Origin of the sequence: Brevibacillus centrosporus, assembly GCF_046622605.1 — a bacterium.
Taxonomy (GTDB): Bacteria; Bacillota; Bacilli; order Brevibacillales; family Brevibacillaceae; genus Brevibacillus; species Brevibacillus centrosporus.
Genome location: NZ_CP176856.1, coordinates 1958436 through 1978572, shown reverse-complemented (window position 1 = coordinate 1978572; position 20137 = coordinate 1958436). Strand labels below are relative to the sequence as shown.

The following is a 20137-nucleotide window of genomic DNA, read 5'->3' as shown; positions in this document are numbered from 1 at the left end:
GCGGAGTCGGTTTTCATATCGAAACTCATGGTTCCATTCCCTTGCTTTCCCCTGTAGAATGGCTTAAGATGCAGGCTAGATAAGAGAAAAACCATAACATTTCGAATGTTGGTGGAGGGGAGATTAGAAGCATTGAAAAAACCATGGGTGGCAGATTTCACACTGCTATTAATTGCTTTTATCTGGGGGTCTACTTTCCTGGTCGTCCAACAGGCGATCGAGTTGCTTCCTCCAAACACGTTTAATGCGGTTCGCTTTACCATCGCTGCACTCTTTTTGCTCATCATACAAGTCTTCTTGTACCGTCATCGTTGGAAGGATTGGAGCCGCCAGCTGGTCAAATCCGGCGTGATCCTCGGGTTTTGGCTCTGCCTCGGCTACGCTCTGCAAACAGTGGGGCTTCTCTACACGACGCCATCGAAAGCAGGCTTCATCACAGGTCTGTCTGTCGTTCTGGTACCGTTGTTCTCCATGCTTCTATTAAAAGAGCGTGCCAAACCGGCAGCAGTTGTCGGGGTTATCCTTGCTGCATTTGGTCTGTACCTTCTAACACAAAATCAAGAGTTCTCTTTTAATCTTGGTGACATTCTCGTATTCGGCTGTGCGATCTGCTTTGCGATGCAAATCGTCTTTACCGGAAAGTACGCGCCGCAATTTTCCGCCCTGCCGCTTGCCATCACCCAGCTTGGAACCGTAGCGATCATGAGCTGGATCTACGCGTTCTTCTTTGAGGATTACAGTCGTGCCTTTGATCCACACATTTTGTTCCAGACAGAAGTTGCATTCGGGCTCATCATCACTTCTATCTTTGCAACAGCCTTGGCCTTTCTGGCACAGACGGCCCTGCAAAAGCAGACCAGCTCGACCAGGGTCGCGCTTATTTTTGCACTGGAACCCGTATTCGCCGCACTGACCTCCTACATCTTCATCCACGAAGTCTTGAACGGACGACAGCTCGTCGGCTGTCTGCTGATCTTCATCGGGATGATACTGGCAGAGCTTCCCATCCAGGAATGGATCCGCAGCAGTCGGGTAGAAAAGAACAAACCGAATGATAGCAGCGAATCTGTATAAGATAAGTTCCATCTGATACAAAAAGGTTCCCTTCTCACGGATCGAGAGGGGAACCTTTTTGTTTTTCTGTAGGGGCAATCAGGTCGCCTTCCGAACCTCCTGCATGACCGCCTCGACAAACAGATTCATGACTTGCCCGCATACTTTTTGCGGCAGCTTCTCCGTCCGCTTCAGCCATTGCTTCAGCTTCAGCAGGTGAAAGGCAGCCTGTGTCAGCCTTCCACTCGTCCCTGCCTCGACCAGACCGACAGCCGATTGGCCGACTTTCGCCCAGTGGCGGTACTTTTCGAGCCATGGCCTGCATTCGAGTGCGAGCTTTTGATTGGTCATTCCCTGCAGCAGCTGCTCTGCGGCTTCCTCCATTTCGACAAACAGAGACTGCAGCTGCGCTACCGCCTCCTGTCGGTCTCCCTGAAGAAATTGAAAGCGAAACTTGAGCAGGGCTTCCATCATCCGCGGAGATTCGATTTCGTTCAGAAAGGAGCTCTGCACGTTATCAGCGAAGCGCATAAAGGCAGCTGCGTCCTTTTCACCGACTACCTCATTTACAGCTTCTTCCCACGCCGTCTGCGGATCGTAGCCCAGCGGATCGCGCAGGTAAGCCGCCGTCGTAATCAAAGGAATCTTCGAGCATTCCGGCCTGGACATCGCATTCGCCACGTAGCCTTCAGAATGACTCCACAGATCGGGGTCCCGGTGACGCAGCGGACCGATATGCAGCTCGTTTGCCATCGCCAAATCATTCACGGGATAATTGTCCCAGTACAAAGGCTTGTGATTCGTATATTTCTGAAATCGCTGTGCGTCGCCATCCGTTAAAAATGGGGAGCAGACAAAACGACCTGTCCAGAAAAGATCGATCCCCTTTGGCAGATGCATTCCCACATACTGGACGTACGGTTCTTTTCCAAGCCCGTTGTACTGGGTTGGACAGATTGCCAATTTGATCGACTGCGACCAGCTTTTCAGCTCACTCCACACACGCATCGTGACATCGACATGGGCTGCCGCCAAATGATCGTATCGCGCTGTATCCGCCGCGTGCAGGAGGTGCATCGGAATATCATCAAACAGCAGAGCAAAAAACCGAACCCCTTTGTCGTACATCATGCGGTATTTCCTCAAAAGCAAGTTGGTATGCTCCTGATTGCTGTACTCCATACTCAATCCCGGACTGAGGCAGTAGACGAATTGGACCTTGTCTTTTACGGTCTGCCGGATCAGCTCGTCAATTTCACGCTCAGCCGCTTCTGGATGCTTTTCCATCCATTTTTCCCGCAAGTACAAATCGTCCTTTGGGGAATAAAAATAGGTGTTGTAGGCATGTCTGCCAAGGAAATGGATCATGTCCAGCCGCTCTGCATGCGTCCAGGGCGTTCCGTAAAAACCTTCGATTACGCCACGTATGGCAAAGCGTGCAACCTCGCTCACGAATGCTGCCTCCCCTTCCCCCTCCGGAAATAGCGTCAGTCGTTTTTACCTGCTACAGGCGCAGGAGTTTCCACGGGTGTCTCCGCCACTTCTGCCGTCTGATCGCCACCACGCAAGCGGCGGAGAATTTCTCCCCATAGCTCATCTTTACCCTGTCCTGTCTCCGAGGAGAAGACGATGATTGTGTCATCTCCGCGCAAACGCAGACTTTGACGGATTACTTTTGTATGCTGCAGCCAGCGTCCACGTGCAATTTTATCGCCTTTGGTCGCCACCACCACAGTCGGAATCCCGATTTGCTTGCACCAGTCATACATGGCGATATCGTCCTTGCTCGGTGCGTGGCGAATATCGACCAGCTGAATCACGAAGCGCAGCTCCTGGCGATTCTTCAAATAGCCTTCAATCATCTTGCCCCATTGCTCTTTGATGGTCTTCGCTACTTTCGCGTAGCCGTAGCCAGGAAAGTCTACAAAATAGAGCATGTTGTTGACGCGAAAGTAGTTCAAGGTTTGCGTTTTCCCTGGACGGGAGCTGATACGCGCCAGACCTTTGCGATTCATCATTTTGTTCAAAAGGGATGACTTACCGACGTTGGAACGGCCCACGAGAGCGATCTCATGCAGGCCGTCCTCCGGGTATTGCTTGGGTCCAACAGCGCTTATGATAAACTCGGATGATGTTACTTTCATTTCTTTTCACCTACCGGTTGTTTCGTTAGAGCATGCTGCAGCACTTCGTCCAAATGCTCAACCGGATAGAAAGTAAGGGCTTCGCGAACGCTTTCTGGAATGTCCTCGATGTCTTTTTCGTTGTCCTTTGGCAAAATGATCGTCGTCAAGCCTGCGCGGTGTGCAGACATGCATTTTTCTTTCAGGCCACCAATCGGCAGCACACGGCCACGCAGGGTAATTTCGCCCGTCATTCCGACTTCCTTTTTCACCGGAATTCCTGTCAGAGCAGACACCAATGCGGTTGCCATCGTAATCCCTGCAGACGGACCGTCTTTAGGAATCGCGCCTTCTGGTACGTGGATGTGGATGTCGTTCTTCTCATGGAAGTCGGGGTCGATCCCCCATTCGTTGGCACGAGAGCGGATGTAGCTGAATGCAGCTTGCGCCGACTCTTTCATTACGTCGCCCAATTGACCAGTCAGAGTCAGCTTGCCTTTCCCCGCCAAAATGCTCACTTCTACATTCAGCGTGTCGCCGCCAGCCTGTGTCCATGCCAATCCTGTGACGGAACCAACCTGATCCTGTTTCTCAGCCAGACCGTAGCGATAGCGAGGTTTACCGAGCAAAGCTTCCAACGTTTTGGCCGTAACCACTACGCGCTTTTTCTCTCCGCTCACGATGATCTTGGCCGCTTTTCGACATACGTTTGCCGCTTCGCGATTCAGATTGCGCACCCCGGCTTCGCGCGTGTACAAACGCACGAGCTTGAGCATTGCATCCTCATTTACTTGCAGCTTATCTTTACCCAGACCGTGGTCTTCCATTTGCTTAGGCAGCAGGTAGCCACGCAGGATGTTCAGCTTCTCCAGCTCGGTGTAGCCGGAGATCGAGATGACCTCCATCCGGTCGAGCAGTGGACGCGGAATGGTGTCGAGGCTGTTCGCCGTCGTAATGAACATCACGTTCGTCAGGTCATACGTTTCTTCTATATAATGATCGCTAAACTTGTCATTCTGGTTTGGGTCGAGCACTTCCAGAAGAGCGGAAGCAGGATCGCCGCGGAAGTCAGATGCGAGCTTGTCGATCTCATCCAGCAAAAATACAGGATTAATCGTGCCAGCCTGCTTCATTCCCTGGATAATCCGTCCTGGCAAGGCCCCTACGTATGTGCGGCGATGACCCCGAATCTCTGCTTCGTCCCGCACACCACCGAGGGAAATACGGACAAACTCACGGCCGAGTGCACGAGCAACTGAGCGAGCGAGTGACGTTTTCCCTACCCCAGGAGGGCCGACCAGACAAAGAATCGGGCCACGCATGGAATTGACGAGCTTTTGGACAGCCAAGTACTCCAGCACGCGCTCTTTTGGCTTTTCCAGACCGTAGTGATCTTCGTCCAGTACTTCTTCTGCATGCTTGATGTCGAGGTTATCCTCGGTCGTCTTTGTCCACGGCAACGCAAACAGCGTATCAATATACGTACGAATGACAGAGCCCTCTGCGGAGGTCGACGGCATTTTTTCCAGACGCTCCAGCTCTTTTTCGATCTTGGTTTTGATCCGCTCAGGTGCATCGGACTTTTCCAGCTGAGCACGCAGCTCATCTACTTCGCTCTGGCGGCCGTCCTTGTCGCCCAGCTCTTTTTGAATCGCCTTCATTTGCTCACGCAGGTAGTATTCCTTCTGCGTGCGCTCCATCTGCTTCTTTACTCGGTTGCCAATCTTGCGCTCGAGCTCCAGCACCTCGCGCTCGTTGTTCAGGATCGTGAGCAGAATCTCCAGACGCTCCTGGATGTTAATCGTCTCGAGAATTTCCTGTTTGTCCTTCATTTTCAAAGGCAAATGAGAAGCAATCACGTCAGCAAGTCTGCCCGGCTCCTCGATGTCCTGTACGGATGTGAGCGTCTCCGGAGAAACCTTTTTCGACAGCTTGATGTATTGCTCAAAGTGGTTGAGCAGCGAACGCATCAACGCTTCCACTTCGTTTTCCTCAGCTTTTTCTTCCTGCAAATATGTAATGGACACGACGAAATAATCTTCCTGTTGAAGATATTCCTCGATTTTGGCACGCTGCAAGCCTTCTACCAATACACGAATGGTACCGTTTGGCAGCTTCAGCATCTGTTTTACGCGCGCAACGGTTCCGATGCTGTAGATTTGCTCAGCATCTGGTTCCTCTATGTGTACTTCTTCCTGTGTCGCAAGCAAGATCTTGTTGTCGTCCACCATCGCTTGCTCCAAGGCACGAATAGACTTTTCACGTCCCACGTCCAAATGGAGCACCATAGTCGGATACACAAGCAAGCCACGCAGCGGGAGAAGCGGTAATTCTCGTTTACCGGAACGTTCGCCCAAGCGGATGCACCTCTCCTTGTTGAATCTATCCCTCTTGCAATGAGTCAGCTTAAGAGTTTTCAGTCTTTTGGTCGTACATGCAAAAACGGCTGAAATAGCCGTTTTCGCTCCCGTACGGCGCCCCCAAAAGCAAAGCGGGCCAAGGAATAGCGGCCCCCTACTCTTTGCAAGCAGAAGCTTTTTTCCATTGTAGCGCAAACGCCATGCGATGTCTAATTTGCATGCGCTCCCGAGTGTTACAAGGAAAATGGCGAAGATGCCAGATCCTCAGCAGGAAGCTGCAGCGTAAAGCCCGTCGTTTCCGCCTCGGGCTCGGCCTGTTCAGGTACCGCGAGCTCCATCACTTGGGCAACCGTCGATACCGGGATAATCTCAATGCCTTTCATCTCTGCAAAAATGCTTTGCCAGTTCTCCTCAGGAATGAGGACGCGTGTCGCCCCTGCTTGTCTGGCCGCTTCGACCTTGGCAACCACCCCGCCCACTGGCTTCACTTTCCCATGTATGCTGACTTCACCGGTCATCGCCAAACGGTTGTCAACCGGAATGCCGCGGATTGCAGAGTAAATCGCTGTTGCAATCGTAATTCCTGCTGATGGTCCATCTACAGGAATCCCACCTGGAAAATTGATGTGCAGATCGTAATCGTATGGACGTATGCCCATGCGATGCAAAACGGTCAACACGTTTTCCACGGAACCTCTCGCCATCGATTTTCGGCGAATGGTCCTGCTGCGACTGCCCATTTCCTCTTCCTCTGCCATTCCCGTAATCGCCATTTTCCCTTGGCCGTTGACCATGGCTGGCGATGCTGTTACCTCAAGCTCCATCACACTGCCCATGTTGGGGCCATAGACGGCAAGACCGTTGACCAAGCCGATTTGCGGGGTTTCATGCACCTGTTTTTCCGGGCGCGGCGATTTCTGGCTGCTGTGCATCACCCACTCTACATCTGCGGCGACGATATTTTTCCGTTCCTCCGTCAAAGCGATCCCAGCGGAGATTTGCAGCGTGTTGATCGCTTCCCGTCCGTTTGTCGCATAGCGCTCAATGACAGAAACTGCCGCATCCTCAATATCCAGTTCCATCTTGGCAACTGCCGTACGCACGATGCTGCCAATCTCACCTGGCTTCAATGGACGGAAAAAGATCTCCAGACAACGGGAGCGCAGCGCGGCAGGCAGTTCCTCCGGCAATCGCGTCGTGGCTCCCACCAAACGAAAGTCAGCAGGCAGCCCATACTTGAACACGTCGTGAATATGCGAGGGAATTTGGCTGTTTTCCTCGCTGTAATAAGCGCTTTCCAGCATGACTTTACGGTCTTCCAGCACCTTCAGCAGTTTGTTCATTTGCACAGGATGTAGCTCGCCAATTTCGTCGAGGAACAGCATTCCTCCGTGTGCTTTGGTAACCGCTCCTGGCTTCGGCTGGGGAATCCCTGCCTGACCGAGGGAGCCTGCTCCTTGGTAGATCGGATCATGGACGGAGCCAATCAACGGATCCGCTATCCCGCGTTCGTCAAATCGCGCAATCGTCGCATCAATCTCAATGAATTTGGCATCCGCAGTAAAGGGGGAAAGCTGATTTTTCTTGGCTTCCTCCAGAACGACCCTGGCTGCTGCCGTTTTGCCTACTCCCGGCGGCCCATATACGATGACATGCTGTGGGTTTGGTCCGCACAGCGCTGCCCGCAATGCACGCAGCCCATCCTCTTGTCCGACGATCTCCTCCAGCGTGGACGGTCTCGTCTTCTCGGATAGCGGCTCCGTCAAAGCCACCATTCTCATCCGCCGAATCGAATCCAGATCCTTTCTCGACTCTTTTTCCGTGGACGTCTTGGTATTCCGTTGTGCTCGCAGCAAATTCCAAAAGTAGGTCCCGATTACGATCCCAACGACTACTTCAATGACGGCAATGACCAATGTCGTATAGTCCATTTGAATCCCTCCCACTGCACCTATGTAAAAGCGTCTCTTGAACTATATCTTGTAGTATTGCCCCGCAATCGTAGACGTAAACCAAGAACCCGCGTCCCCAAAAGGCTTTCGGATACGCAAAAAACCGCCCCGAATGCACGGAGCGGCTTTTTTTCCAGCAAGTGCTTATGCAGTTTCTCCGCGAACTTCATGACCTTCTTTGTTCATGAGCTGCGGCTTCACTTTATCACGTACGGTTTCTTCCGTAATGACGCACTTGTCGACGTCTTCACGAGAAGGCAGTTCGTACATCATATCGAGCATGATTTGCTCGATGATCGCACGAAGTCCGCGTGCACCTGTATTGCGTTTGATCGCTTCTTTCGCGATTTGCAAGAGGGCACCCGCATCGAACTCGAGCTCGACTCCATCCAGACTCAGCAGTTTTTGATACTGCTTCACGAGGGAGTTTTTCGGCTCCGTCAAAATGCGTACGAGCGTCTCTTCATCCAGTGGCTCGAGGGTCGCCAGTACAGGCAAACGACCGACGAACTCTGGAATCAGACCGAATTTCAGAAGGTCTTCTGGAAGTACGTATTTCAGATACTCTCCAGCTTTCAGGTCGCCTTTTACGCCTTCTGTAAAGTCGGCACCGAAACCAATGACCTTTTTGCCCAAACGGCGTTTGATGATTTGCTCCACCCCGTCAAATGCACCACCGCAAATGAACAGGATGTTGGAGGTATCGATCTGGATGAACTCCTGATGCGGATGCTTGCGGCCGCCTTGCGGAGGAACACTCGCAACGGTACCTTCCAAAATTTTGAGCAAAGCTTGCTGTACGCCTTCACCGGAAACATCGCGTGTAATCGACGGGTTTTCCGATTTGCGGGCGACCTTGTCGATCTCATCGATGTAGATAATGCCTTTTTCTGCTTTCTCTACATCGTAATCAGCTGCCTGGATCAGCTTCAGCAAGATATTTTCCACGTCTTCGCCCACATAGCCGGCTTCTGTCAGGGAAGTGGCATCAGCGATTGCGAACGGAACATTCAAGATGCGAGCCAGCGTTTGCGCCAGCAAGGTTTTTCCGCTACCAGTCGGCCCGATCAGCATGATGTTGGATTTTTGCAGCTCCACATCCTCGATCTTGGCGCCGGAGTTGATCCGTTTGTAGTGGTTGTATACCGCGACAGACAGCGATTTTTTCGCCAGATCCTGACCGATGACATAGTCGTCCAGGATTTTGCGGATTTCCACTGGCTTCGGAATTTCCTTCATGTCGATTTCTTCTTCCGTGCCCAGCTCTTCCTGTACAATCTCATTGCACAGTTCGATACACTCGTCACAGATGTATACACCAGGACCAGCTACCAGCTTGCGCACCTGTTCCTGGGACTTGCCGCAGAAGGAGCACTTCAGTTGGCCTTTGTCGTCGTTAAACTTAAACATGCGCTTCACCTCACAACGGGTCAGTTTTTGCGTTCAATAATAGCATCGATCAAGCCATAGGCCTTTGCGTCCTCTGCGCTCATGAAATTGTCGCGATCCGTATCTGCCTCTACTCGTTCGATAGGCTGACCTGTCCGCTCTGACAAAATTTCATTCAGCTGGCGTTTGGTTTTGAGGATCCAATCTGCATGAATGCGGATATCCTCTGCTTGCCCTCGCACGCCGCCGAGCGGTTGGTGAATCATGACTTCACTGTTCGGCAGAGCGAAACGCTTGCCCTTTGCTCCCGCCGCCAAGAGGAACGCTCCCATGCTTGCTGCCATGCCTACACAGATCGTAGAAACGTCAGGCTTGATGTACTGCATCGTGTCGTAGATAGCCATGCCTGCGGTTACAGAACCGCCTGGAGAGTTTATGTATAGCGAAATATCTTTGTCCGGATCTTCTGCCTGCAAAAACAGCAGTTGGGCGACGATCAGATTGGCGACTTCATCATCAATCTCTGTGCCCAAAAGGATAATCCGGTCTTTCAAGAGGCGCGAGTAGATATCATAGGAGCGTTCGCCTCTGCTCGTTTGTTCAATGACCATAGGGATCAGCATATGTATGTTCCTCCTTTGCCGAAAAGCATGCGGCTATGCGACCTCGTAATGCAGTGAGAAGGACCTCGAAAAAATATCCTTTGGTGGAAAAACAAGGCACGAGCGTATCGTGCCTTGTCTTTTCCAAAAGCAGCAAACGGTTGCCCGCCTACTGGTCAATCATTCGTTCTTCCTAAGCTTATGCACTTACTTTGCTTTCTGCAACCAGGAAATCTACTGTTTTGCGAGTTTGAACATCGCGGTACAGGGCTGCCATACCATCTTGAGCGGAGAAGATTTTACGCAGCTCGTCTGCAGGGCGGCCATAAACGCCAGCCAGCTTGTTCAGCTCTTCGTTTACATCTTCTTCTGTTGCTTCGATGTTTTCAGCTTTTCCGATTGCTTCCAGTGTCAGGGATGTACGAACACGGGAAGTTGCATCTGCGCGCAGTTGGTCACGCAGTTGGCTTTCGTCCATTCCAGAGAACTGGAAGTACAGCTCCAATGTCATACCTTGGTATTGGAGGCGTTGACCAAACTCGTTTACCATTTGATCCAGTTCGTGTTCTACCATAACTGCTGGCATATCGATCTCAGCGTTTTCAGCTGCTTTCAGAACGAGTTGCTCACGAACATACTGATCTTTGTCTTGCGCGGATTTTTCTTCGAGTTTTTTCTTGGTGTCAGCTTTCAGCTCTTCCAGCGTGTCGAACTCGCTCACGTCTTTTGCGAACTCGTCGTCCAAAACTGGCAGGTTTTTGCGCTTCAAGCTAGTCAGTTTCACTTTGAATACCGCTTCTTTACCTGCAAGGTTTGGAGAGTGGTATTCTTCTGGGAATGTTACGGTAATGTCTTTTTCTTCGCCAACATTCAAGCCTACTACTTGCTCTTCAAAGCCAGCGATGAAAGTACCGGAACCCAGTTCCAGAGAGTAGTCTTCTGCTTTTCCGCCTTCAAATGCTACACCGTCTTGGAAGCCTTCGAAGTCGATTACTGCCAGGTCGCCGTTTTGTGCAGCGCCCTCTTCAACTGCTACCAGTTCAGCATGACGCTCTTGCATACGCTTCAGCTCAGCATCAACGCTTTCTTCGGTTACAGAGAAGTCTTTTTCTTCGATGCTCAGGTTTTTGTAGTCGCCGAGTTTCACTTCAGGCTTCACAGTTACTGTCGCTTTGAAGATCAGGTTTTTTCCTTGCTCCATTTGTGCTACGTCAACTTCTGGACGGTCAACTGGCTCGATGCCAGCTTCTTTCACAGCTTGTCCGTATGCAGTTGGAAGCAGAATGTCGAGTGCATCCTGATACAAAGATTCTACACCAAAACGCGCTTCAAACATTTTGCGCGGAACTTTCCCTTTACGGAATCCAGGAACCTGAACTTTTTGTACCACTTTTTTAAACGCTTGGTCCAATGCTGCGTCTACTTCCGAAGCATCTACTTCAACCGTCAGGACTCCCTGGTTATTCTCTACCTTTTCCCAATTTGCTGCCACGTAAACTTCCCCTCCTAGATTGGATCAAAGAACACCGCCAGCCGCGCGTCTAAATTCGTTCGCGGGCTCGGACGATAATATTCTAGCCATTATAACCATTCTAGTATAGCACAAAACTTTTCATTTTCAACAAGACCCTGTTTTAGCGTCTAAGAGAGTATTTTCCTCCCAGACTTTTCACCGGGTTGCCCAGATGATCGTAGAAAGAAACCGAGACTTGCACGGCAGTGGATGTCACTCCTGTCTGCTCCAAAATCGCATAGGTCGGGACATCAAAACCGCGCGGCATCTGGAGGCTTCCGGGGTTGAGGAACAGGACATCCCGCTCCACGCCACAGACGGGAACATGGGAGTGGCCAAAAATAACGACGTTTGCACCCGTCTCCTCTGCACGGTAATGAAGACGCAGCAGCGAGCTTTTCACGCCGAACAGATGGCCGTGGGTTTGGAGGATATGTAAATCATTCCATTTCGTCTGCTGCTCCGTCGGGACCGCCTTTGTGGTATCGCAGTTGCCCCGGACGAGCGTCATTTTGGAAAAGGGATCTCGCGTATGATCCACACAGAAATCCCCGCAATGCAGGATTTTCTCTACTTTATGTCTGCCCACAACTTGCGCAACTTCCCTCACCAGACCATGGCTGTCGCTCATCACCAGAATCCCCACCTGCGACCTCACTCTCCCGTTCTCTCTTTTAGCTGGCACCGCTTGCTTACTTTTGCTCGCGCAGGACTTGCAGCAATTTTTGCATGGCACGCGCTCTATGGCTGATCTGGTTTTTCTCCTCCGGCGCCAGCTGTGCCATCCTTTTATTTTGCTCGGGCAAATAAAAGACAGGGTCATAGCCGAAGCCGTTCGTCCCAGCCGGTTCGCGCGCGATCACTCCTTCGCAGGCACCACTCGTGATGACAGGCTCCCCTCCTGGCACAACAAATGCCAGTGTGCAGCGGAAGCGCGCCGTACGAGCCGCATCCGGTACAGCTTCCATTTCCTGCAGGAGCTTGCGCCAATTCTCTTCGTCGGTAGCGTCCTCGCCTGCATAGCGTGCCGAGTAAACGCCAGGTCTACCCTCCAGGGCATCGACCTCCAAGCCCGAATCATCGCCGATCGCAGGCATTCCCAAGTATGTAGAAATCGTCACTGCCTTTTTTATCGCGTTCGCTTCGAATGTTTCGCCATCCTCTACTACTTCAGGCACGTTTTCAAAATTCGCCAGGCTAATACCTTCCCAGCCTGCTTCCGCAAAGAGTCTGTTAAACTCTTTGACTTTTCCCTGGTTGCGCGTGGCAAGCACCACTTGTTTACGCTCAGACATGGCTTTCCTCCGCTACATTGTCTGCAAACGTCAAAGGTACGTCAGCCAGTGCCTCTTTCTGTGCGGCAACCAGCTGGTTGATCCCTGCTTTCGCAAGTGCGATCATGTCTTGCAGCTGTTCAGGCGAGAATGGAGCATCCTCCCCGGTACCTTGCAGCTCAACAAATTTGCCTTTGCCTGTCATGACGACGTTCATGTCTACGGTAGCTGTCGAATCTTCTTTGTAATTCAAGTCCAGCAGCGTTTCTTCCCCGATGACGCCTACCGAGGTTGCTGCCAGAAAATCGTGCAGGGGCAACTGCTTCCAGGTACCGCTCTCCACCAGCTTTTGCATCGCGTCAACCAAGGCGACGAATGCACCTGTAATGGAGGCTGTTCTCGTACCTCCATCCGCCTGAATCACGTCACAATCAATCCAGATCGTCTTCTCGCCCATCGCTTCCAGATGAACGACTGAACGCAGGGCACGCCCAATCAAACGTTGGATCTCCATCGTGCGCCCGCCTACTTTCCCTTTGGACGACTCCCGAGCATTGCGCGTTGCTGTCGCTCGCGGAAGCATGGAGTATTCGGCTGTGATCCATCCCTTTCCGCCACCACGCATAAACGGAGGTACTCGATCCTCCAGAGTTGCCGTACAAATCACCTTTGTATCTCCGACTTCGATCAAGCAAGATCCTTCTGCGTGTTTAATGTAATTGCGCGTAATCGTAACTGGGCGCAATTGGTCATGGGCACGGCCATCCACTCTCATTCCAAGTTCCTCCTAAATCGCTTTGATACACTCCGCTCATTATACCAGAGGCAGGATTTGGTCTGCCACTGAACAAACGCCCAACGGCTATTTGCCTTAATTGCAAATATTCGCATGAATAGGATGATTCCTCCTTCGGGCGAGAAAAAGGGTTGCGATCGATTTATAAATTCGATTACTATCTAATTAGCTAAATGTCTAATTTATAGAAATCAGGTGATACTCATGCAATCGGTACACGTTTTACGCCATCCACACCTGCGCCGGATGCTCACGGCGAATCTGCTTAGCGGCATCGGGGATTGGTTCAACAGCGTCGCCGTGCTCAGCCTGCTCATGGAATTGACGTCAGGCGCAATGGCTGTCGGCATTACGCTTGCTCTGCGAACGCTTCCCCATCTGCTGTTCGGCCCTCTCGGCGGCGTCCTTGCCGACCGCTGGGATAAAAAGAAAGTCATGATTTTCTGTGACTTTGCCCGTGCCTTTCTCGCTTTGAGCTTCTTGCTCATTTCTTCGGCGGACGACATCTGGCTCGTCTATCTCGGGACGTTTTCTCTCGTGGCATTCTCCTCCCTGTATCAGCCATCCCGCCTGTCGATCCTGCCTCATCTCGTCGAACCAGAGGAGCTCGCGACAGCAAACGCACTCGATCAAAGCGTGTACGGAATGGTAATGGCGATCGGCTCTTTGATTGGGGGGATTTTTATCGCCTTATGGGGGACAGAGGCTGCCTTCGTCTACAACTCCTTGTCGTTCCTTTTGTCCGGAATTCTGATTATGCGTCTTGCCTTTCCTCGTCCCAAACGCAGCTGTCCTTCCCCATCAACGCCTCAAGCCTCTTTTCGTGACGTGCTTGCCTTTGCAGCTCACACTCCGATCGTTCGCTCCATCCTGTTGATGACTGCCCTGTGGCCGATTGGAGGAGGAATCATCAACGTTCTGATCAGCGTCTATGCCTATCAGGTCTTCCAGGCGGGTGAGATGGGGATCGGTCTATTCTATGGTGCGATTGGTGTTGGCTTTATCCTTGGGGGATTGGCAGCGGATCGCTTTGCGAAAAAGCTGTACAAAACGTCCTTCTGGAGTCTGGCATTGGAGGGTGTCGCATTAATCCTGACCAGCATGGCTCCAACCATCCACGTGGCGGCGGCCTGCTATGCCTTGTCCACGGTTGCGGGAGGCATCGGAAACGCTAGCTTGCGCACCTTGCTGATGCAGCATGTCCGAAGTGATTATCAAGGGCGGGTATTCGCCCTGGAAGCAACAGTATCCAACGTGCTTATCGGGCTGTCGATGCTGGCTGGAGGCTGGCTGCTCTCTTTTGCGGAGCCCAGACTTGTAGGGTTTGCTGCTGGGACATGTGTCACGCTTTTCTCTGTCGTCATCGGTTGGAGTCTGTGGAGAGCCTCTCGAAAAAGCGCATTCGAAAACTTGGCTCCGCCAAGCTCTGTGACGGAGCCTTAGTTGCACTTATACCGGCCAAGAATCTTACAAATTGTTACTGCACAAAAAAACCACGCTCGCATCACCGAACGTGGTCATTTGCCTCATACAGATTAGAATTGCAGCGGATTTAGCTGAACGGGACGGCTCACCGGTTTGGTGTAGTCGCCATTCGCCAAGGGCTTGCCCTCCACCAATAGCTGCACTTTTGGTGCACCCGTACTCTCCGTCAGGGACAAAACGAGCGACTCCAGTGCATCCGGACTTGCTTCCTTGCCTTCGTCATACTTGAGGATGTCGTTGCTCAGGTTGACAGTGAGCAGGTCTTTCTCCTGTTTGACATCCAGGACGCGGGTCGTACGGAGCAGGGAGCTGAACAGCTGCGAGCCTTCTTTCGGCCCTTTGATCAGCTCTTCTACTGTCGCCTTCGCGATGTCTGCCGTAGCAGGAACCAAACGAGTCACAGGTACAAAATACGTACGGGAGTCATCCAGCTGCCCTTGGAAAAATACGGTCACGGACGATGTGTTGCCCGGAATGGCGCCATCCGCCAACTCGAGATTGACTCCATGACCGCGGTCGAGCTGCGTAATCGGTGTACTGGCTGCCGGCATCTCCGTCAACGGCGTTCCATTCACCCAGATCTGCACCGTTTTGACGTTGCTGAACTCTGTCATGGCCCGAGTCACCGCATCCAGAATCCGCTTTTCGTCTTTTTCCTCATACGTCTTGAACTCTTTGGAAAAGTCGACGGTCGCTACTCCGTTTTTGATGACGAGGCCCTTCACTTCTGTCCCTTGCGGCAGTATGGCAGTGAATCCACCTTGGAGCAGGCTTTCTACTGGCCCACCTTTGACCATGTAGCTCAGAACCTGCTTGGCAACCCCTTCTTCTTTTGGAAGAGTCAAAGATACAGGCACGACGTACCCGTTCGGATCCTGCAAGTACACGGTACGCTCAGCTGTTCCCTGCACAACTGTCTCTGTTCCCTCTGTCGCTGCACCATTGTCAGGCGACGTCAGATCCGGCACATCCACTGCCACCTGTGACTGCGGAGGTGCATCGATACTAGTCGCTTCCTTTTCCGGGCCAAAGAGACCGCAGCCTGATAGCAGCAAAGCGCTGACCCCTAGCACAGCTGTCGCTTGGCTAATGCTTCGAATCTTCATTTCCCAGCCCTCCTCGAGACACTTTGTACTACCATGTATACGAGCAGGGCTTGGGTTTATGCGTTCAAAGTCGACATTTACGACTGAAAAGACTTTTCCAGGGAGTGGTGTTCGACTTGCACCGGGCATTTCAGCCACTCTTCTGCGATGGAGCGGAAACGCGATGTTTCCCCACTCGTCACAAACAAATGCTGTGGCCCTTCCCGCGTCTGAATACTCTTGATCGCCTCAATCTGATTCGCGAGCTCACTGGCCGTTTCTTCGGCAGAATTGATCAAAGTGACCTGATCTCCCATCACTTCCTGAATGATCGGTGCCAGCAGCGGATAATGTGTGCACCCCAGGATAAGAGTGTCCAGCTCTTGGCCGACGAGAGGTGCCAGTGTTTCCCGCACCACGCGGCGTGCCTCATCTGTGTCGGCCATATGGTTCTCCACCAACGGAACAAACGGCGGACAAGCCATGCCCGACACGATCAAATCAGGTTGAACACGCAGCAATGCGCGCTCATATGCTTTCGTACGGATCGTCGTCTCTGTGCCGATGACCCCGATATGACCTGTTTTCGTTGCTTTGACAGCAGCACGTGCTCCCGGATCGATCACGCCGATGACCGGCAGCGGCAAATGCGCCTTCGCTTCTTCCAGAACAACTGCAGTCGCAGTGTTGCATGCAATGACCAACGCTTTTAGCGGAGACTTCATCACAAAATCAATCATCTGAAAACTGTAGGCACGAATTTCTTCCGGTGATTTGGAGCCGTACGGACAACGGGCATTATCTCCCACGTATACGATCCGTTCCTCGGGCAGCTGACGCATGACTTCCTTGGCTACGGTTAATCCTCCCACTCCTGAATCAATGACGGCTATAGCTCGCTCTCTACTCATGCAATTGTGTCTCCCCTGTTGTGATGAATATAGTACAGCATACCACTCTGACATGTGTGCTACTACCATATGCGTAGTTTAAATTTCTTGTACTCCGCGAATGCCGCACACACACTGGGCCCTTTTCATACGTTGGGAATGAGAATTGCCTAAGGCAGGAGGAATTTCCTTGGAAGAGCAAACCAAGCAGCTGCTGGACTGGAGTCAGTGGGGCCGTCAGTGGATTGAACGCATGAGAGACCAGAAAAAATGGAATCGCGAGCTAGAGCATCACCTGCATAAATTCGAAGAAACCTTTATCCAATTGGGCAGGAAGGCAGCACGGCTGAATGCTGACACCCAATCCGAGGAGCTGCCTGTCCTATTGGCGCGCGCGGAAGAAGTACAGGAGCAGTTTCACCGTTTCCTGCGTCTGGTGCAGTTAAACGAGCCTGAGAAGATTGATGCAGTCGTCACTCCCGTTTCCTACCCTTCCCAGCGCGAGCCTGTTCCTGTCGCCCGCCCTCTCGCTGCTGGCCGCCATACACTGCCCCCGCTCCCCTACAGCTACGATGCACTGGAACCGCATATCGACGCGGAAACGATGCGGATCCATCATGACAAGCTGCATAAAAAATACGTAGACGACTTGAATACTGCCGAGCTGAAGCTCGCCGAAGCACGCGCCAACGGAAACTTTGATCTGATTCGGCATTGGGAGCGCGAACTGGCATTCAACGGCGCTGGACACTACCTCCATACCATTTTCTGGCCATCCATGAGCCCAAATGGAGGCGGGGAACCGAGCGGAGATTTGGCCGAAGCAATCCGGCGCTACTTCGGGTCTTACGCCGCATTCCAAGAGCAGTTCACCCAAGCGGCGAAAAAAGTGGAGGGGCCTGGATGGGCCATCCTCGTCTGGTCACCTCGCGCCCAGCATCTGGAGATTTTAATGGCGGAAAAGCACCAAAACCTGTCTCAATGGGATACGGTCCCCCTGCTCGTCCTCGATGTCTGGGAGCATTCGTATTTTCTGCATTACCAAAACGAACGGGACCGCTACGTAAACGCCTGGTGGAACATCGTCAACTGGCGGTACGTCGAGGAGCGCTTTGCCCAAGCCCGCAAGCTGCGCTGGCAGCCATACTGACTTCAAGCAAAAAGTCCCCTCACTATTGGAACTGACCTCCGTCCGGATGACAAATTTGTCTCATATTACGGTGTCAGTCCCTCACGCCATAGGCACATGAAGGGGACTTTATTTTTGAAGTTATTACTCCGCTTTCAGGTGAAGCTGACCTGCAATCGTGACATGGGCAGCGCCACCGACACGAATGACCGGCGTTTCCCCTGTCATTTCTACCGTTACATACAAGGTACCTGGGCGTTGGATCGCATGCCCTTGCCCTACGACGAGGTGATGCACGCTTCCTTTTTCCAAAATGCCTTCCAAAGCAAAGTAACCTGCCAAAGCTCCATTGGCTGCACCTGTTACGGGATCTTCAGGGATGCCAATCGCCGGAGCAAAATCGCGCGTGTACACATCGTAGCCTTCTGGCCCATTCCAAGTGAACAAATGCGTAGTGGTAATTTGGTGTTTCCGATTCAATGCTTCCAGCTCTGGAATCAGCGGTACAGCCCGGTCAATCGCCTCATATGTGCGTACCGGAACCAGCAAATGCAATCCACCAGTGGAAGCCAGCTTCATCGGGTAGCGATCGTCCAGATCTTCCGGGCGAATGCCTACCATACGTGCTACCTCTGCTTGATCTAGCTCGATCTCACGCACAGATGGAGCAATCTGGGTCATTGTCACTTTTTTTAGCTGTCCGTCCTCGACGTCAAGGGTCACAGGAATCAACCCGACATTGGTCTCGAATACAATCGGACGTCCCTTCTCCAGCCATCCTCTTTCGGTTGCCAATAGCCAGGTCGATCCGACTGTGGCATGGCCGCAAAAATTGATTTCGGTCGTAGGGGTGAAGTAGCGGATTCGAAAATCGGCCTCCGGGTGATCACTTGCCATCAAAAAAGCCGATTCAGGAAGGTTTAGCTCGTTGGCAATCTGCTGCATTTGCTGTACAGTCAACGTATCAGCATCAGGAACAACGCCTGCGGGGTTCCCTGCGAAAGAATCTTGCGTAAACGCGTCCACGTGATAGACATTTACCAATTTCATTTTGCTCTCTCCTTTAGAGGTCTCGGATCTGCTTCCTTGTTTATTATCATAATTCTGCCACAATTCTGTGTAAAATGAGAGTTTCCCATGCTAGACATGACATTTCCTTCATGAAAGGACGAGAGGCATGACCTTGTTTCAAATCGAAGTGCTGGTAGCGGTTGCAAGCAAAGGTAACTTCACACGGGCAGGTGAGGAGATCGGACTTAGCCAATCGGGGGTGAGTCATACAATCGGTACCTTGGAAAAGGAGCTTGGCGTCTCGTTGTTTGTGAGGAATCGCACGGGCGTACAGCTTACCGCAGCCGGAGAAGAAATCGTTGCCTCTGCCCGATTGATTTTGCAGCATTCATCACGTATCAAAGAAATTGCAGCAAAGTCATCCGGCCTTTTACATACAACGATTCGCATCGGTTCTTTTCCCAGTGCCACGGAGCATTTCGCGCATCCGCTCATCCGGGAGCTGGGCAGCCTGTATCCCCACCTGGAAACACGCCTTTTTGAGGGGACCTATCCTGAGATCAAAGAGTGGATTCACTCTGGCGTCATCGATGTGGGATTTCACATCCTGCCGGAAGAAGGGCTGGAAGGGATTTTACTCAGGAAGGATCCGCTAAAGGCCGTCCTGTCCTCAGAGCATCCGCTGGCAAATGAAAGAGCGCTCACCTTTGAGCAGCTCGCCTCTGAGCCGTTTATCATGCCCATGGCCGGCTGCGAGGTTCTGCTGCATCAGGAATTTGCCAAAAGAAGCCTAACACCACAGATTAAATACGAGGTCGTCGACAACACGACGATTCTGGCTATGGCAGAAGCCGGCATTGGCGTGACCGTCGTCCCTGAGCTCACGCTGCCCTCTTCGTTGCCAAACGTGAAAGTGATCGAGCTCTCACCGCCTGTCTATCGGCAAATTGGGCTCGTCGTCCGCTCTCTTGCGGCCTGCTCGCCATCCACACTGGCCTTTATGCGGGAGGCAGAGCGGTTGCTCACTACCCCTACATTGAAGTAAAGGACGTGCACCCGCCATGAAAAAATGGACGTACCCGCTACTCGCGCTCATGATCGCGAGCGGCGTCGTGCTAGGATTCATCACCCAGACATCGAGCCTCTTGCCGCTGATTAATAACAGCTTTCTCTACGGACTCTTTTTCGTCATCTTCGGCTGTATCATCCTGGTCATTCGCTCAGGGTTCTTCACCGCTTTCGCACGCGGCTTCCAGCAGTTAAAAGACATGATCTTCCGCAAGCCACGCGTCCTGGAAAGCGATCTTTATTCGGTAGAGGATGCTTCTTTTCGGCGAAAAAAGGAGGCGATCATGCGAGGCGGAACGTCGCTATTGCTCGTATCCGGTTTCGGGATGATCCTGTTTTCCCTGGTCCTCACCTGCTTCTACTACGTGTAACGAAATGGCAGGGCAAGAATTCTTCTATCGAAAGCA

At 52.1% G+C, this 20137-nt stretch carries 18 protein-coding genes; 5 read left to right on the top strand and 13 right to left on the bottom strand.

Annotated features, from left to right (window positions below; genetic code table 11):
• Positions 1-132: 132 nt before the first annotated feature.
• A complete protein-coding gene (locus tag ACLIN2_RS10155; RefSeq protein ID WP_246070948.1) occupies positions 133-1074 on the top strand; it encodes a DMT family transporter in 942 nt (313 codons plus the stop codon).
• Positions 1075-1152: 78 nt separating this feature from the next.
• Here the strand turns inward: ACLIN2_RS10155 and ACLIN2_RS10150 are convergent, their stop codons facing one another.
• The 10 genes from ACLIN2_RS10150 to rph form a co-directional block, all read right to left on the bottom strand.
• Entirely contained in the window at positions 1153-2505 is a 1353-nt protein-coding gene (locus ACLIN2_RS10150; protein WP_411503967.1) for a protein O-GlcNAcase, read from the bottom strand.
• Positions 2506-2540: 35 nt separating this feature from the next.
• Complete coding sequence (yihA, locus tag ACLIN2_RS10145) at positions 2541-3197, bottom strand: ribosome biogenesis GTP-binding protein YihA/YsxC (protein WP_092269680.1); 657 nt, start codon at positions 3195-3197, stop codon at positions 2541-2543.
• Positions 3194-5533 (bottom strand): endopeptidase La, encoded by a 2340-nt coding sequence (lon, locus tag ACLIN2_RS10140; RefSeq protein ID WP_400582601.1) that lies wholly within the window; start codon positions 5531-5533, stop codon positions 3194-3196. Before lon ends, yihA begins: the two co-directional genes overlap by 4 nt.
• Positions 5534-5769: 236 nt before the next feature.
• On the bottom strand, positions 5770-7467 hold the full coding sequence (gene lonB / locus ACLIN2_RS10135) for an ATP-dependent protease LonB (RefSeq protein WP_301171171.1): 1698 nt from the start codon (positions 7465-7467) through the stop codon (positions 5770-5772).
• Between the two features lie 165 nt (positions 7468-7632).
• Positions 7633-8898, bottom strand: coding sequence for an ATP-dependent protease ATP-binding subunit ClpX (gene clpX / locus ACLIN2_RS10130; RefSeq protein WP_092273951.1), 1266 nt, complete (start codon positions 8896-8898; stop codon positions 7633-7635).
• A 20-nt stretch (positions 8899-8918) separates the two neighbouring features.
• Positions 8919-9500: an ATP-dependent Clp endopeptidase proteolytic subunit ClpP gene (clpP, locus tag ACLIN2_RS10125; protein WP_092273954.1), complete on the bottom strand. Its 582-nt coding sequence runs from the start codon at positions 9498-9500 to the stop codon at positions 8919-8921.
• Positions 9501-9678: 178 nt separating this feature from the next.
• Positions 9679-10971, bottom strand: coding sequence for a trigger factor (tig, locus tag ACLIN2_RS10120; protein ID WP_301171172.1), 1293 nt, complete (start codon positions 10969-10971; stop codon positions 9679-9681).
• A gap of 142 nt (positions 10972-11113) precedes the next feature.
• Positions 11114-11638, bottom strand: coding sequence for a metallophosphoesterase family protein (locus ACLIN2_RS10115; RefSeq protein ID WP_328203101.1), 525 nt, complete (start codon positions 11636-11638; stop codon positions 11114-11116).
• 46 nt (positions 11639-11684) lie between these two features.
• Positions 11685-12287, bottom strand: a complete 603-nt coding sequence (locus ACLIN2_RS10110; protein WP_301171174.1) for an XTP/dITP diphosphatase — start codon at positions 12285-12287, stop codon at positions 11685-11687.
• Positions 12280-13041, bottom strand: a complete 762-nt coding sequence (rph, locus tag ACLIN2_RS10105; protein ID WP_301171175.1) for a ribonuclease PH — start codon at positions 13039-13041, stop codon at positions 12280-12282. The genes ACLIN2_RS10110 and rph overlap by 8 nt, the downstream gene beginning before the upstream one ends.
• A gap of 225 nt (positions 13042-13266) precedes the next feature.
• On the opposite strand from rph, the gene ACLIN2_RS10100 reads away from it, so the two are divergent.
• Positions 13267-14505: an MFS transporter gene (locus ACLIN2_RS10100; protein WP_411503966.1), complete on the top strand. Its 1239-nt coding sequence runs from the start codon at positions 13267-13269 to the stop codon at positions 14503-14505.
• Positions 14506-14597: 92 nt separating this feature from the next.
• On the opposite strand, the gene ACLIN2_RS10095 is transcribed toward ACLIN2_RS10100, so the two are convergent.
• Both ACLIN2_RS10095 and racE read right to left on the bottom strand, forming a co-directional pair.
• A complete protein-coding gene (locus ACLIN2_RS10095) occupies positions 14598-15653 on the bottom strand; it encodes a GerMN domain-containing protein (protein WP_301171177.1) in 1056 nt (351 codons plus the stop codon).
• A gap of 77 nt (positions 15654-15730) precedes the next feature.
• Entirely contained in the window at positions 15731-16543 is an 813-nt protein-coding gene (gene racE / locus ACLIN2_RS10090; protein WP_411503965.1) for a glutamate racemase, read from the bottom strand.
• Positions 16544-16712: 169 nt separating this feature from the next.
• On the opposite strand from racE, the gene ACLIN2_RS10085 reads away from it, so the two are divergent.
• Positions 16713-17672 carry a superoxide dismutase gene (locus tag ACLIN2_RS10085; protein ID WP_411503964.1) on the top strand — a complete coding sequence of 320 codons (960 nt, stop codon included), beginning with the start codon at positions 16713-16715 and terminating at the stop codon, positions 17670-17672.
• 123 nt (positions 17673-17795) lie between these two features.
• Here the strand turns inward: ACLIN2_RS10085 and ACLIN2_RS10080 are convergent, their stop codons facing one another.
• On the bottom strand, positions 17796-18701 hold the full coding sequence (locus tag ACLIN2_RS10080; protein WP_411503963.1) for a PhzF family phenazine biosynthesis protein: 906 nt from the start codon (positions 18699-18701) through the stop codon (positions 17796-17798).
• A 127-nt stretch (positions 18702-18828) separates the two neighbouring features.
• On the opposite strand from ACLIN2_RS10080, the gene ACLIN2_RS10075 reads away from it, so the two are divergent.
• Positions 18829-19707 (top strand): LysR family transcriptional regulator, encoded by an 879-nt coding sequence (locus tag ACLIN2_RS10075; protein WP_411503962.1) that lies wholly within the window; start codon positions 18829-18831, stop codon positions 19705-19707.
• A 16-nt stretch (positions 19708-19723) separates the two neighbouring features.
• Positions 19724-20101, top strand: a complete 378-nt coding sequence (locus ACLIN2_RS10070) for a DUF3899 domain-containing protein (protein WP_122924755.1) — start codon at positions 19724-19726, stop codon at positions 20099-20101.
• Positions 20102-20137 lie beyond the last annotated feature (36 nt).

What these genes read in the sequence shown, in the direction of transcription:
- clpP (WP_092273954.1), bottom strand. Translation starts at nt 9,500, where the DNA reads ATGCTGATCCCTATGGTCATTGAACAAACGAGCAGAGGCGAACGCTCC.
- ACLIN2_RS10095 (WP_301171177.1), bottom strand. Translation starts at nt 15,653, where the DNA reads ATGAAGATTCGAAGCATTAGCCAAGCGACAGCTGTGCTAGGGGTCAGC.
- ACLIN2_RS10075 (WP_411503962.1), top strand. Translation starts at nt 18,829, where the DNA reads ATGACCTTGTTTCAAATCGAAGTGCTGGTAGCGGTTGCAAGCAAAGGT.
- ACLIN2_RS10080 (WP_411503963.1), bottom strand. Translation starts at nt 18,701, where the DNA reads ATGAAATTGGTAAATGTCTATCACGTGGACGCGTTTACGCAAGATTCT.
- clpX (WP_092273951.1), bottom strand. Translation starts at nt 8,898, where the DNA reads ATGTTTAAGTTTAACGACGACAAAGGCCAACTGAAGTGCTCCTTCTGC.
- rph (WP_301171175.1), bottom strand. Translation starts at nt 13,041, where the DNA reads ATGAGAGTGGATGGCCGTGCCCATGACCAATTGCGCCCAGTTACGATT.
- racE (WP_411503965.1), bottom strand. Translation starts at nt 16,543, where the DNA reads ATGAGTAGAGAGCGAGCTATAGCCGTCATTGATTCAGGAGTGGGAGGA.
- ACLIN2_RS10110 (WP_301171174.1), bottom strand. Translation starts at nt 12,287, where the DNA reads ATGTCTGAGCGTAAACAAGTGGTGCTTGCCACGCGCAACCAGGGAAAA.
- yihA (WP_092269680.1), bottom strand. Translation starts at nt 3,197, where the DNA reads ATGAAAGTAACATCATCCGAGTTTATCATAAGCGCTGTTGGACCCAAG.
- lonB (WP_301171171.1), bottom strand. Translation starts at nt 7,467, where the DNA reads ATGGACTATACGACATTGGTCATTGCCGTCATTGAAGTAGTCGTTGGG.
- ACLIN2_RS10070 (WP_122924755.1), top strand. Translation starts at nt 19,724, where the DNA reads ATGAAAAAATGGACGTACCCGCTACTCGCGCTCATGATCGCGAGCGGC.
- ACLIN2_RS10100 (WP_411503966.1), top strand. Translation starts at nt 13,267, where the DNA reads ATGCAATCGGTACACGTTTTACGCCATCCACACCTGCGCCGGATGCTC.